Below are 13,442 nucleotides of genomic sequence, written 5' to 3' on the forward strand. Positions count from 1 at the left end.
GCAACGTTCGTGACGATCGCGACCCGCCCCTCATTCGCGTGAGACGCGCGGAGTCATAGTGCTGATTTGCCCGACGGCGGAAGCGGAATGTTTTTTGTGCGAGGGCTGGACAGCGCAAATCAGGTTGAAATCGCTGGCGAATTTTTCTCCGCCGTCATTCCGGGGCGATGCGAAGCATCGAGCTATGATGTGCAATTGCACATCAGAGAATCCATTTCGCCGCCTGCGCAAGTGGACGAATGGATTCCGGGTTCGCGCTGCGCGCGCCCCGGAATGACAGAGAGTGAGGAGCCTGCGGCCCATCCATCGAGACGCCGCTTGCGCGGCTTCTCGGGATGAGGGGGCGCTTGTGCAATCAATAACAGCGGGAGGCGGCGATGGTGTGCAGCTTGGTGTCGCCGAGGAGGTGGGCGGTGAAGGCCGGTGTGCCGAAGAGTTTTGCGAAGGCCGCGTCGCGGATGCTGAGGCCGCCGGCGTAGGCGCCGAAGGCTGGCATCACGGCGCGCTCGCCATCGCTGGCGAAGCAGCGGCGTTCGACCGCGCGGCCGCGGGTCGAGACGCGGGCCTTGGGATGCAGATGGCCGGCGATCTCGCCGATGGCGCCGGTCGGCTCATGGCGGAATCTGATGCGGCCGATCGCGACTTCAGTGGCAACCATGCCGCCGAGATCGGACGGCAGGGCCGGATCGTGATTACCCGAAATCCAGATCCAGTCGCGCCGTGCCTGCAGCGCAGTGATGGCGTCGCGATCCTGCGCGCTCATCCGCTCGTGCGCACGCCGATCATGAAAGCTGTCGCCGAGCGCGATCACCATGCGCGGATCATGACGGGCGATCACGGCGCCCAAACGGCCGAGGGTCGCCGCGGTGTCGTAAGGCGGCAGCAGCACGCCGCGCGTGGCGAAGCTCGAACCTTTTTCCAGGTGCAGGTCGGAGACGACGAGCAGGCGCTGCTCTTCCCAGAACAAAGCGCCGGAGAGATCGGCGGCGAATGACACGCCGGCAACCTCCAAACTACTTGGGGGGTCCGCAGCTAGGGCAACTTGCTCCGTCATGGCCGGGCTTGTCCCGGCCATCCACGTGCTCGCCGCAGCAAGAAGTGCGTGGATACCCGGCACAAGGCCGGGCATGACGACGTGGAGAGATCTGAGCTCCAAAAATTCATCTACTTTGCTACGATGTCTCATGACATCGCCTCTTTCACGAGTTCGTCGGCGGCTTCCGCCAAGAGCTCGTCGGATGCTTCGCCATAAACTGACTCGCGGCCGATTTCCAGCATCACTGGAACCGCGAGCGGTGAGACGTGCTCCAGTTCCCGGTGCGTGATTCGCCCCTGGATCCGCGCGAGCATATCGCCGAGCCGGCGCAGATCGAGCAGGCCGGTTGCGGCATCGGCACGGGCCGCGCGCAACAGGACATGATCGGCCTGATGCTTGCGCAGCACATCATAGACAAGGTCGGTCGAGAACAGCACCTGGCGCCGCGATTTCTCCTCTCCGGTATGGCGACGCGCGATTAGCCCTGAGATGATGGCGCAATTGCGGAAGGTGCGCTTCATCAACGCCGATTCGGCGAGCCATGCTTCAAGATCGTCGCCGAGCATGTCGGGATTGAACAGCGCGTTGAGGTCAAGCTGGCCGTGCCGGATCATAAAAGAGAGGTCGCCGAGCCCCCAGATCGCAACCGCATATTCATTGGCGATGAAGCCGAGCGGCCGGGTGCGGGCGCGCTCCATGCGCCGCGTCAGGAGCATGCCGAGCGTCTGGTGCGCGAGCCGGCCCTCGAAGGGATAGCAGACCAAATAATGCTTGTTGCCGCGCGGAAAGGTTTCGACCAGGAGCTCGCGCACGGCCGGCACGCGGGAAAAATCCTTCTGCAGCGATAGCCATTCGTGGACCTGGTCCGGCAGCGCATTCCACGCCCGGCGATCATCGAGCAGTTTGCGGACGCGCTCGGCGAGGTAGGTGGAGAGCGGGAATTTGCCGCCCATATAGGACGGCACTTTTGCATCCTTGTCGTTGGCGCGGGAGACATAGACCTGGTCCTCGACCAGTGCCTCGTAGCGCACCACCTCGCCGCCGAACACAAAGGTGTCGCCGGGCACCAGGCCTTCGATGAAGACTTCCTCGATCTCGCCCAGCACGCGGCCGCCACGGCCGAGCGCACCGGTCGAGCCGGTGCCGCCGGCGCGCGAGCGCACCAGCCGTACCTTCAGCATGGTTTCCTCGACGATGGTGCCGACATTGAGGCGATAGCTCTGCCGCACGCGGGGATTGGCGACGCGCCAGCGGCCCTGCTTGTCCTGCTTGATGCGCGCGAAGCGCTCATAGGTCTTCAGCGCATAGCCGCCGGTGGCGACGAAATCGACGATGTCGTCGAAATCGGCGCGCGCCAGTGCGGCATAGGGCGCCGCCGTCCGCACTTCGTCATACAGCTCATCGGAAAAGAACGGCTCGCCGCAGGCGCAGCCAAGCACATGCTGCGCCAGCACGTCGAGTGCGCCTGACCGAAGCGGCGGCGTGTCCTGCGCATTCTCGGCGATCGCGTCGATCGCGACGCGGCATTCCAGCACCTCGAAGCGATTCGCCGGTACCAGCACGGCGCGCGAGGCTTCGTCGAAACGGTGATTGGCGCGGCCGATACGCTGCATCAATCGCGACGAGCCCTTGGGCGCACCGATATTGATGACGAGGTCGACATCGCCCCAGTCGACACCGAGATCGAGCGAGGAGGTGCAGACCACGCCGCGCAGCCGGCCGGCCGCCATCGCATCCTCGACCTTGCGGCGCTGCGCGACGTCGAGCGAGCCGTGATGCAGCGCGATCGCCAGCCCATCGTCGTTCATGCGCCAGAGATCCTGGAACAGCATCTCGGCCTGGCTGCGCGTGTTGACGAACACCAGCGTGGTCTTGTTCTGCTTGATCAATTCATAGATCTCGCCGAGGGCATGGCGCGCGGTGTGGCCGGCCCACGACAGACGCTCGCGCGTATCCAGCATCTCGACGATCGGCGGCGCCGCGCCGCCGGCGGTGACGACATCGGCAGCGATTTGCGCGGCCGGCTGCTGCGGCACCAGGAAGCGCGCGAGCTGTTCCGGCTCGGCGACCGTTGCCGACAGACCGATCGCACGCATCTCGGGCGCGAGCCGCCACAGCCGCGCGAGACCAAGCGACAACAGGTCGCCGCGCTTGGAGGTCACCAGCGCGTGCAGTTCGTCGAGCACGATGCGCTTCAGCGAGGAGAAGAGGAACGGCGCGTCATCGGACGAGAGCAAAAGCGCGAGCTGCTCGGGCGTGGTGAGCAGGATGTCCGGCGGATAACGCCGCTGCCGCTGGCGCCGCGACACCGGCGTGTCGCCGGTGCGGGTCTCGATCTTGATCGGCAGCCCCATCTCGGCGACGGGCGCCTCAAGGTTGCGCGCGATGTCGACGGCGAGCGCTTTCAGCGGGGAGATGTAAAGGGTGTGAAGGCCGCCGGTGCGCTTCACGCTGCGGCCGGTGGAGATGAGGCTGGAGCGCGAGGGGGTCGAGCGTGCGGCATGCGAGATCGCTCCCTCTCCGCTAGCGAGCTGGCCATTCTCCCTCCCCCTGAAAGGGGGAGGGTTGGGGTGAGGGTCCGCCACTTGCTCCGTGCCTGTGGCTGACCCCCACCCGCCACCCTTCGGGTGTCGACCTCCCTCTTTCAGGGCGAGGTGAACACCGGCGCTAAGTTCCACCAGTGTCGGCAGAAATCCTGCCAGTGTCTTGCCGGCGCCGGTCGGCGCGATCAGCAATGCCGAGCGGTTCTCGCGCGCCTTCGCCAACAGCGCGAGCTGATGCTCGCGCGGCGACCAGCCGCGGGCCGCGAACCATTTCTGGAAGCGGAGAGGCAGGAGGGATTCGGCCTCGGTCGGGGCCGCGGGCTGGGTCAGGACGGGCACCGGGTAGAGCTATGCCTTCGGGGGCACTTCGTCGAGGGGTGCCAGTCGTCTGCCAGTCCCACCACCGTCGTCCCGGCCTTGAGCCGGGACCCATAACCAGGCCTCTCTGGTGCGCTCCGCTGCAACCGCTTGCGCGCCACAACTCCTCCCTGTGGTTATGGGTCCCCGCCTTCGCGGGGACGACAGCGGAGCGGAGACGACAGTGGGGATGCCTACTCCGTCACGGGCTTGTCGGAGATGTCCCAGTCCTTGCCGTTGAAGATCGAGATGTAGAGCGTCTTCATCGGCGTGTAGTCTTCGGGCGTGTAGCTGTAGTTGATACCGTCGAGGAAATAGGGCGAGTGGAAGCCGGCGAGCGTGGTCGCGTGCTTCAGCACATTGGCGCGGGTGAGGTCGTCGCCGCAGCGGCGCAGGATTTCGGCCATGGTCGCGACCTGGCCGTAGCCGGCGAAGGCGATCGTGTTGTCGGGATCGACATTGGGCAGATATTTCTTCCGCAGCTCCTCGAAGGCGAGCACGTCCGGATCCTTCTCGAAGCGGGGCACGCCGACTTCCTTGGCATAGCGGATCGCGACGATGCCGGTTGCGTTCTCAAGCCCCGCGGCGTTCAGGATCGAGCGGCCAGTCGAGCCCGCCGAGAGCAGATGCAGCGGCTTCCAGCCGAGCTCGGCGACCTTGCGGATCGACTGCGACGTCGCCTTGCCTGTCGTGATGTTGTAGAAGACATCGGCGCCGGATTTCGAGAGATTGATGAGCTGGGAATCGACGGTCGGATCGGTGAGATCGTAGGTCTGCTCTATGATGACCTGCGCCTTGCCACCGGCATCCGCCAGCACCTTCTTGAACGGACCTAAGAAGTCGCGGCCGAAATCATCGTTCTGGTAGAGGATGCCGACTTTCGCGTCCGGCTTCACGCTGACGACGTGTTTGGCCAGAATGCGGGCCTCGGTCGGGTAGAGCGGCAGGCCGGCCATGGTCCATTTGTAATTCTTCGGATCATTCCATTTCGACGCGCCGGTGTTGAGCAGCAACTGCGGCACGCCTTTGGAATTGAGATATTTGTGCACGGCGGTCTGCGGCGCGGTACCGAGCGAGCCGTACAGCGCCAGCACTTCCTCCTGCTCCACCAGGCGCCGCGTTGCCTCGACGCATTTCGGCGCGCTGTATGCATCGTCCATGGTGAGGAACTTGACCTTGCGTCCATTGATGCCGCCCTTCTCGTTCAGCATCTGGAAATAGGCCTCGCCGACGCGACCGAGCACGCCGTACAGCGAGCCGGGGCCGGAATGCGGCACGGTCTGGCCGAGCTTGATCTCGGTGTCGCTGGCGCCCGGATCATATTTCTTCTCGGCGGCCCAGAGATAGGGCGCGGACAGGCTTGATGCGGCGAACGCACTGATGGCGGTGGCGCAGAATTCGCGCCTGGTTTGCTTCTTCATTGTTGTTGTCTCTCCCTAGACGACAACAATGATCAACATTCCGCTTGGCTCGGCAATACCGAACTTTTGCCTTTGCGACGCAATGACGCTCGAACAGTTCCGCGCGACGGAAAGGGTAGCGTCTAGACTCAAGTTTTGTTCGCGACGGCGACTGCACTCCCTCTCCCGCAGCGGGAGAGGGCGGGGTGAGGGTGTCTCGGCGATGGGACTTGCCGTGGGGAGAGAGCCCTCACCCGGCGCTACGCGCCGACCTCTCCCGCAAGCGGGAGAGGCGAAGAGAGCTCACACCTTAGTTGCGACCACCACCAGGCCGGGGACGGGCACCTTGCCTTCGTTGCGCGTGGAGGCGGGCTGCAGCGCCGATAAGTTCAGGCCTGCGGCCTCGATCACGGCGCCGATGTAGGGCGCGCCGTGCGCATAACGCAGCCCCTCGCCGATCACGATGCCGTCGCCATCATGCGTCTCGACGGTGAAGGCGACGGCGCCACCGGATGCGAGCACGCGTCCAGCCTCCGCCAGAACAGGCGCGAGGTCGCAGACATAGACCATGGCGTCGGCCGCGAGGATGAAATCGGCGCTGGCGTCATCCCTGGCGCGCAGCCCGTTCAGCATGTCCTGGACCTCGAGCTCGGCATAGAGGCCGGTGGCGCGCGCCTGCTCGATCATGCCCGGCGAGAGGTCGATGCCGATGAAACGATCGACGTTCTTGGCAAAGGCGGCAGCACCGAGCCCGGTGCCGCAGCCGAGATCGATGCCGCGCTTGAAAAAGGCCGGCTTCTTCGCGGCGGCGCGCGCCGAGAGCACCGCCTTGAACAACAGCGAGGGGCCGCAATAGCCGAGATCGCGCTTCAAAGCCTCGTCGAAGCGCGGCGCGTATTGATCGAACAGCGCCTGCACATAGGCCTTCGGCATGTCGGACAATCCTTCCGCGCCGAGCTGCATCAAATGCAGGCTGGCGCCGTGATGATCCTGTGGGTCGGCGTCGCGGGCGCGGCGGAAGGCTGTGATCGCCGCCTCGCGTTCGCCGAGCTCCTGGCGGATCTCGCCGAGCACGAACCAGGCGGAGACGAAGTTCGGTGCGAGCTCGATCGCCTGCTCGAGCAGGTCGGCGGCGGCGGCGAGATCACCCCGCAACTGCAAATCGCGCGCGAATTCATAGCGGCGGTCGGCAACGAGATCGCCGGAGGACAGGAAGAGACGTCCGGACATCGCTTGGGGAACCAGTTCCGTCATTGCCGGGCTCGACCCGGCAATCCATCAATAGAAAGATGGAATCTTTAGAGAGATGGATGCGCGGGTCAAGCCCGCGCATGACGCCTAAAAATCGAGTTAAGCCGGCTTATATACTGCGGCATGCGTCCGCAAGACATCCTGCTGCCAGTTGCTGCCGGTCTCTGCTGCAAACCGGGTGGCTTTCATATCGATCCGGTCCGCCCTGTGGAGCGCGCGGTCATCACCCATGGCCATTCCGACCATGCGCGAGCCGGCCATGGCGCGGTGCTGGCGACCCAAGAGACGCTCGACATGATGCGGCTGCGCTATGGCGACAATTTCGCCGGCTCCACGCAGGCGGTTCGTTATGGCGAGGAGGTCAGGCTCGGCGACATCAAGGTGAAATTCCATCCCGCAGGGCACGTGCTGGGCTCCGCGCAGATCGCGGTCTCCTGCAAGGATCTCTGCATCGTCGCGTCCGGCGACTACAAGGATGCGCGGGACCCGACCTGCACGCCGTTCGAGCTCGTGCCCTGCGACGTCTTCATCACGGAGGCGACCTTCGGCCTGCCGGTGTTCCGGCATGGCGATGCGGCCGATGAGGTGAAGAAGCTCTTGGCATCGGTGGCGCTGTTTCCGGAGCGGGCGCATCTGGTCGGCGCCTATTCGCTCGGCAAGGCGCAGCGCGTGATCGCGCTATTGCGCGAGGCCGGCTATGACGCACCGATCTATTTGCATGGCGCGATGGAGAAGATCACGCGCTACTACGAGAGCCGCGGGATTGCGCTCGGCGAGCTGCGCCCGGTGCGCGGCATGAAGAAGGCCGAGCTGGCCGGCACCATCACGCTGGCGCCGCCGACGGCGACCTCCGACATCTGGACACGGCGCTTTCCCGACCCGGTCACCGCGTTTGCCTCGGGCTGGATGCGGGTGCGCGCCCGCGCGCGGCAGCGCGGCGTCGAGCTGCCATTGGTGATCTCTGACCATGCCGATTGGGACGGGCTGACCGCGACGATCGGCGCTACCGGCGCCGGCGAGGTGTGGGTGACGCACGGTCAGGAAGACGCGCTGGTGCATTGGTGCAAGTCGCGCGGACTTGCCGCGCGGCCGCTCGATCTCGTCGGTTATGGCGACGAGGAGGAGACCGAAGTCGTGCTCGACGGCGAGGAAGGCGGGGCATGAACCGTTTCGCCGAACTATTGGACCGCCTCGCCTATGAGCCCGGCCGCAACAACAAGCTGAAACTGCTGACGGCTTATTTGCGCGACACCGAGGACCCCGATCGCGGCTACGCGCTGGCGGCGCTCACCGGCGCGCTGTCGTTCAAGCACGCCAAGCCGGGCCTGATCCGTGACCTGATCATGGAGCGCACCGATCCCGTGCTGTTCGGATATTCGTATGATTATGTCGGCGATCTCTCCGAAACCGTGGCGCTGATGTGGCCGAAGCTGGCGCTCGTCGGCCACAACAATCCGCCGCCGCCGACGCTGACGGAGGTCGTCACGCGGCTGCGCACGCTTGGCAAGACCGAGTTGCCGGCGCAGCTCGCGCGCTGGCTCGACGAGCTCGACGAGACCGGGCGCTGGGCGCTGCTAAAGCTCGTCACCGGCGCGATGCGGATCGGGATTTCGGCGCGGCTCGCGAAAACCGCGGCCGCGGCGCTCGGCGAGAAAGATCCGCATGAGATCGAATTGATGTGGCCGGGGCTGGCGCCGCCCTATCTCGATCTGTTCGCCTGGCTGGAGGGCCGGGCCGAAAAGCCTGTCAACCGCGACCCGGCGCCATTCCGCCCGGTGATGCTGGCGCATGCGATCGAGGATGCGGATTTCGCCAGTCTCGATCCGGCGGATTTCATCGCCGAATGGAAGTGGGACGGCATCCGCGTGCAGGCCGTCTCAGGCCGCGACGAGCGCGGGCATTTGCAGGTTCGGCTCTATTCGCGCAGCGGCGAGGACATCACCAAGAGCTTTCCGGATTTGCTGCCGTCGCTGCATCTGCCCGGCGCGATCGACGGCGAGCTATTGGTGCTGCGCGACGGGCGGGTGCAGACCTTCAACGTGCTGCAGCAGCGGCTGAACCGAAAGGTCGTCTCGCCGAAACTGATGAAGGATTATCCGATCCATCTGCGTGCCTATGACCTGCTCGGCGACGACGAGAACGATCTGCGCGAACTGTCGTTCGAGGAGCGCCGCGCGCATCTGGAAGCCTTCATCAGGAAGCTCGCCGATCCGCGCATCGACCTGTCGCCGACCGTCCCCTTCGCCGATTGGCCCGCGCTGACCGCGGCGCGTGCCGATCCGGCCGGCGCGGGCGCGGGACTGGATGCGGAAGCGGTCGAGGGCGTGATGCTGAAGCGGCGCGATGCGCCCTATCTGCCGGGCCGGCCGAAGGGCCAATGGTGGAAGTGGAAGCGCGATCCGCACATCATCGACGCTGTCTTGATGTATGCGCAGCGCGGCCACGGCAAGCGCTCGTCCTATTATTCCGACTATACGTTCGGTGTCTGGACCAATGGCGGTGCGGGCGACGAATTGGTGCCGGTCGGCAAGGCCTATTTCGGCTTCACCGATGAGGAACTCTTGCAGATCGACCGCTTCGTTCGTCGCAACACCACCGAGAAATTCGGCCCGGTCCGCCATGTCGTGCACGAGCCGGACCAGGGCCTGGTGCTCGAAGTGGCCTTTGAGGGTCTGCAGCGCTCGCCGCGGCACAAATCGGGCGTTGCGATGCGGTTTCCGCGCATCAACCGATTGCGCTGGGACAAGCCGCCACGCGAGGCCGACCGGCTGGAGACGCTGGAGCGGATGCTGAAGAGTGTGACGGCAAATTAAGGTTCCGCCCGTGGATGATAAGCATTGACGGCGCGGCGCGGGTTCCCCATGTGCATCGCCTTGCCTATAATGCGGATGCACACCCGCGAGGAGACAGCAATGCCTGACGACGTCCGTGACTTGCCGGCCAGCCAGAATGACGGTTTGTACCGCTTTCTCGGCGGCTCGCCGCTGTCGGTCGCCTTCCGGCTGATCCTCTTGTCGATCCTGGTCGGCGTCGTGCTCGCCGCGGTCGGATTCGATCCCTGGAATATCATCCACAGCATCCAACTGCTGTTCCAGCGGCTGTGGGACCTCGGCTTCGACACCATCAACTGGCTGTGGCGCTACTTCCTGCTCGGCGCTGTGATCGTGATCCCGGTCTGGCTGTTGTCGCGGCTGTTCGGCACGCCGCGCGGCCGCTAGCTGGCGCGGGCCGGGGCGATGCAACTGCGATTTATCGGCTGCGGCGACGCCTTCGGCTCCGGCGGCAGGTACAACACCTGCTTCCACGTCACCGGCGACAGCGCCAATTTCCTGATCGATTGCGGCGCATCCTCGCTACCGGCCATGAAGCGGCTCGACATCGTGCGCGATGAGATCGATCTGATCCTGATCACGCATTTCCACGGCGACCATTTCGCCGGCCTGCCGTTCTTCCTGCTCGATGCACAGTTCTCGCGGCGCAGCCGGCCGCTGGTGATCGCGGGGCCTGAGGGCATCGAGACGCGGCTGCCACAGGTGATGGAGGCGCTGTTCGAACATTCGTCGAAGACGAAACAGCGTTTCGAGCTCTCCGTCGTGCGGCTGGTGCCCGAGCAAAGCCGCAGCTTCGGCGCGGTGACGGTGACGCCCTATCCGGTGGTGCATGGCGAATCCGGCGGACCGTTCCTGGCCTACCGGATCGAGACCGAGGGCCGCGTCATCGCCTACAGCGCCGACACCGAATGGACGGAGACGCTGATCCCGGCGGCGCGCAACGCCGACCTGTTCATCGCGGAAGCCTATACCTACGACAAGATCGTCAAGAACCATCTCAGCCTGACGACGCTGGAAGCGCATCTGCCCGAGATCGGCGCCAAGCGGCTGGTGCTGACCCACATGAGCGACGACATGCTCGGCCGCGTGGACGAGCTGCCCTACACCGCCGCCAGCGACGGCATGGTGGTGGTGTTCTAGAAGATGCACGCACCAAACCCATCCGCTGCGGTCACGAGCCGGCAGGTGTTCGCCATCGCCGGTCCGGCGATGATCGCGAACCTGACGACGCCGCTGATCGGGATCGTCTCCACCACGGCGATCGGACGGCTGGACGATGCGGCGCTGCTCGGCGGCGTCGCGATGGCCTCCGTGCTGTTCGACTGCATGTTCTGGCTGTTCGCGTTCCTGCGCATGAGCACGGTTGCCTTCACCGCGCAGTCGCTCGGCGCCGGCGAGACGCAGGAATTGCGTGCGATCCTGGTGCGCGGCTTCATCGTCGCGGCGGTGATCGGCGCCGCGCTGATCGTGCTGCAGGGGCCGCTGGCCGCGATCCTGCTCGCCGCGATGGGCGGCAGCGAGGGCGTGACGGCGGCGGCGAAGACCTATTTCCTGATCCGCATCTGGTCGGCGCCGCTCGCGCTCGCCAATTACGTCGTGCTCGGCTGGCTGATCGGCCAGGCGCGGGCGACATTGGCGCTGTCGACGCAGATCGCGATCAACGTCGTCAACATGGCGGCGACCATACTGCTGGTGCTGGTGTTCAATCTCGGCATCGCCGGCGCGGCGATCGCCGCTGTGATCGCGGAAACGGCCGGGCTGTTGCTCGGCATCCTCATTGCGCGGCATCTGACGGGAGGAAAGCTCGACCTCCTGCCGGGCACGCTGTTTGCGCGCGAAAAACTGATGCGGATGCTCGCCGTCAACCGCGACATCATGATCCGCACCGCGGCACTGATCACCGCGTTCCTGTTTTTCACCGCGCAAGGCGCCCGCGCCGGCGACGTCACGCTGGCGGCGAATGCGGTGCTGAACAATTTCCTTTTGGTCAGCGCCTTCTTCCTCGACGGCCTCGCCAATGCCGCCGAGCAGCTCTGCGGCCGCGCCTATGGCGCGCGCGACCGCTATGCGTTTGCCGGCGCAGTGCGGCTGGTCATCGTCTGGGGCTTTGCGTTTGCGCTCGCAGTGATGGCGGCGTTCGCGCTGTTCGGGCCTGTTCTGATCGATATCATGACCGCGAACACGGAGGTGCGGCAGGCCGCGCGCGCGTTCCTGCTGTTCGTGATCCTGTCGCCACTGCTGGCGGTGTTCGCCTTCGCCTATGACGGCGTCTATATCGGCGCGACCTGGGCGCGCGACATGCGCAATCTGATGGTGCTGTCGCTCGTGATCTTCCTCACCGCCTGGTTCCTGCTGCGTCCCTTCGGTAATGCCGGGCTGTGGACCGCGCTGCTGGTGCACTACGCCGCGCGCGGCGGATTGGAAGCGCTGCGCTATCCGGCGCTGTTCAAGGCGTCGTTCGCTACCGGACCGGCCAGTCCTCGGCCGTGATGGTGGCGGCATCGGCGCCGACGATTTCGGACAGCGAGTCGCGGCCGGTGCGCAGGAGCGTCGAGGAGAGATCGCGCTTGATATCATCGACGAGGCCGAGGCCCTTATAGACGAGCGCGGAATAGAGCTGGATCAGGCTGGCGCCGGCGCGGATCTTGGTCAGCGCGGCGCCGCCGGAATCGATGCCGCCGACGCCGATCAACGGAAACGCGCCCTCCACGCGCACGTAAGTCTCCGCCACCATCCGCGTCGACAGGCGGAACAGCGGCCGGCCCGAGAGACCGCCCTGCTCTTTGGCACGGGCCTGCTCGCGCAAGGTAGAGGGCCGCGCCAGCGTCGTGTTGGCGACGATCATGCCGTCGACGCGGCGCGAGCGCGCGATGTGGACGACGTCGTCGAGCTCGGCGAGGCTTAAGTCCGGCGCGATCTTCAAAAGCACCGGCGAATCGCCGGCATTCTTCCGCACCCGCTCCCGGGTCTCGATGACCCGTGCCAGGAGATCATCGAGCGCGGCCGATTGCTGCAGATTGCGCAGGCCCGGCGTGTTCGGCGAGGACACGTTGATGGTGAAGTAGCTCGCGACCGGCGCAAATGTCTCGATCAGCTTCACATAGTCGGCGGTACGATCCGGCGAATCCTTGTTGGCGCCGACATTGACGCCGACGATGCCGGAAAGATGGGCGCGGCCGGCGAGCCGCCGCAGCACCGCCGCCGCGCCGTCGTTGTTGAAGCCCATGCGGTTGATGACGGCTTCATCCCGCTCAAGCCGAAACAGCCTCGGCCTGGCATTGCCGGCCTGCGGCAGCGGCGTCACCGAGCCGATCTCGACAAAGCCGAAGCCGAGCTTGAGCAGCGCGTCGGGCGCCTCCGCGTTCTTGTCGAAGCCCGCGGCCATGCCGACCGGATTGGGAAAATTCAGTCCGAACGCGCGCACCGCGAGCTTCGGATCATCCGGCCGCTGGCGGATCGGCGGCAGGAAGCGCAACCCCTGGATCGCCAGCCGGTGGGCGTCCTCCGGATCGAGCCAGCGCAGCAGCGGCAGCGAGACGGCATCGAAGGCGCGGATCACGGCAACCTCTCCGGAATCACATGCGTGCCGTCGGCGCGCGCCGGCAGGTCGTAGACCGCGGTGACCGCGCCGAGATCGAGCTCGCCGTAGAGATGCGGAAACAATTCATCGTGACGGGAAGGCTCCCAGCGCAAGGCGTCACCCAGCGCGTCGGCGTCGACCGCGATTAGAAACAGGCCGGTTTGGCCGGAAAAATGCTTCCGCGCGGTCCCGGCGACCTGGGATGCGGTGGAGAAGTGGATGAAACCGTCGCGCAGATCGTCGGCACTACCCCGATACACTCCGGCCCGCTCGGCCTCGCGCCAAGCTGAGGCAGGGCTGATTTTATAGATCGTGCGCACCTATCCGGTGTCCCATGCTTCACGCTTGAGTCTGTTGGGGTTTTTCCCGAAGCTGGCCGGGCCAGCGATGGACCGTATCGACGCCCGTGGCGCAACTCAAGCGCCACAGCAGGGCCGATTGGGG

General features: G+C 65.5%; 11 protein-coding genes. 5 read left to right on the forward strand and 6 right to left on the reverse strand.

What is annotated here, in order from left to right; all coding sequences use genetic code 11:
• Window positions 1–355 precede the first annotated feature (355 nt).
• The 4 genes from pdeM to ACZXDY_RS30515 form a co-directional block, all read right to left on the reverse strand.
• Window positions 356–1,054, reverse strand: a complete 699-nt coding sequence (gene pdeM, locus ACZXDY_RS30500; protein ID WP_464348059.1) for a ligase-associated DNA damage response endonuclease PdeM — start codon at window positions 1,052–1,054, stop codon at window positions 356–358.
• 128 nt (window positions 1,055–1,182) lie between these two features.
• The gene (locus ACZXDY_RS30505; protein WP_464348060.1) at window positions 1,183–3,918 is read right to left on the reverse strand and encodes a ligase-associated DNA damage response DEXH box helicase; all 2,736 of its coding nucleotides are present in this window, start codon (window positions 3,916–3,918) and stop codon (window positions 1,183–1,185) included.
• Window positions 3,919–4,130: 212 nt separating this feature from the next.
• Window positions 4,131–5,357 (reverse strand): ABC transporter substrate-binding protein, encoded by a 1,227-nt coding sequence (locus ACZXDY_RS30510; RefSeq protein ID WP_464348061.1) that lies wholly within the window; start codon window positions 5,355–5,357, stop codon window positions 4,131–4,133.
• Between the two features lie 282 nt (window positions 5,358–5,639).
• On the reverse strand, window positions 5,640–6,566 hold the full coding sequence (locus ACZXDY_RS30515; RefSeq protein WP_464348090.1) for a class I SAM-dependent DNA methyltransferase: 927 nt from the start codon (window positions 6,564–6,566) through the stop codon (window positions 5,640–5,642).
• A 144-nt stretch (window positions 6,567–6,710) separates the two neighbouring features.
• On the opposite strand from ACZXDY_RS30515, the gene ACZXDY_RS30520 reads away from it, so the two are divergent.
• From ACZXDY_RS30520 to ACZXDY_RS30540, 5 genes are all read left to right on the forward strand, one after another.
• Window positions 6,711–7,751, forward strand: a complete 1,041-nt coding sequence (locus tag ACZXDY_RS30520) for a ligase-associated DNA damage response exonuclease (protein ID WP_464348062.1) — start codon at window positions 6,711–6,713, stop codon at window positions 7,749–7,751.
• On the forward strand, window positions 7,748–9,400 hold the full coding sequence (locus ACZXDY_RS30525) for an ATP-dependent DNA ligase (protein ID WP_464348063.1): 1,653 nt from the start codon (window positions 7,748–7,750) through the stop codon (window positions 9,398–9,400). Before ACZXDY_RS30520 ends, ACZXDY_RS30525 begins: the two co-directional genes overlap by 4 nt.
• Window positions 9,401–9,499: 99 nt before the next feature.
• Entirely contained in the window at window positions 9,500–9,805 is a 306-nt protein-coding gene (locus ACZXDY_RS30530) for a DUF6460 domain-containing protein (protein ID WP_028167653.1), read from the forward strand.
• A gap of 18 nt (window positions 9,806–9,823) precedes the next feature.
• Window positions 9,824–10,558 carry an MBL fold metallo-hydrolase gene (locus ACZXDY_RS30535; protein WP_464348064.1) on the forward strand — a complete coding sequence of 245 codons (735 nt, stop codon included), beginning with the start codon at window positions 9,824–9,826 and terminating at the stop codon, window positions 10,556–10,558.
• A gap of 3 nt (window positions 10,559–10,561) precedes the next feature.
• Window positions 10,562–11,908, forward strand: coding sequence for an MATE family efflux transporter (locus tag ACZXDY_RS30540; protein WP_464348065.1), 1,347 nt, complete (start codon window positions 10,562–10,564; stop codon window positions 11,906–11,908).
• Here ACZXDY_RS30540 and ACZXDY_RS30545 read toward each other — a convergent pair.
• Both ACZXDY_RS30545 and ACZXDY_RS30550 read right to left on the reverse strand, forming a co-directional pair.
• Window positions 11,880–12,977, reverse strand: coding sequence for a quinone-dependent dihydroorotate dehydrogenase (locus tag ACZXDY_RS30545; RefSeq protein ID WP_464348066.1), 1,098 nt, complete (start codon window positions 12,975–12,977; stop codon window positions 11,880–11,882). The genes ACZXDY_RS30540 and ACZXDY_RS30545 overlap by 29 nt on opposite strands.
• Window positions 12,974–13,318 (reverse strand): DUF952 domain-containing protein, encoded by a 345-nt coding sequence (locus tag ACZXDY_RS30550; RefSeq protein WP_464348067.1) that lies wholly within the window; start codon window positions 13,316–13,318, stop codon window positions 12,974–12,976. Before ACZXDY_RS30550 ends, ACZXDY_RS30545 begins: the two co-directional genes overlap by 4 nt.
• Window positions 13,319–13,442 lie beyond the last annotated feature (124 nt).

The sequence above is a fragment of the Bradyrhizobium sp. LeoB3 genome (assembly GCF_055456055.1).

What these genes read in the sequence shown, in the direction of transcription:
- pdeM (WP_464348059.1), bottom strand. Translation starts at nt 1,054, where the DNA reads ATGACGGAGCAAGTTGCCCTAGCTGCGGACCCCCCAAGTAGTTTGGAG.
- ACZXDY_RS30510 (WP_464348061.1), bottom strand. Translation starts at nt 5,357, where the DNA reads ATGAAGAAGCAAACCAGGCGCGAATTCTGCGCCACCGCCATCAGTGCG.
- ACZXDY_RS30515 (WP_464348090.1), bottom strand. Translation starts at nt 6,566, where the DNA reads ATGTCCGGACGTCTCTTCCTGTCCTCCGGCGATCTCGTTGCCGACCGC.
- ACZXDY_RS30520 (WP_464348062.1), top strand. Translation starts at nt 6,711, where the DNA reads ATGCGTCCGCAAGACATCCTGCTGCCAGTTGCTGCCGGTCTCTGCTGC.
- ACZXDY_RS30525 (WP_464348063.1), top strand. Translation starts at nt 7,748, where the DNA reads ATGAACCGTTTCGCCGAACTATTGGACCGCCTCGCCTATGAGCCCGGC.
- ACZXDY_RS30530 (WP_028167653.1), top strand. Translation starts at nt 9,500, where the DNA reads ATGCCTGACGACGTCCGTGACTTGCCGGCCAGCCAGAATGACGGTTTG.
- ACZXDY_RS30535 (WP_464348064.1), top strand. Translation starts at nt 9,824, where the DNA reads ATGCAACTGCGATTTATCGGCTGCGGCGACGCCTTCGGCTCCGGCGGC.
- ACZXDY_RS30540 (WP_464348065.1), top strand. Translation starts at nt 10,562, where the DNA reads ATGCACGCACCAAACCCATCCGCTGCGGTCACGAGCCGGCAGGTGTTC.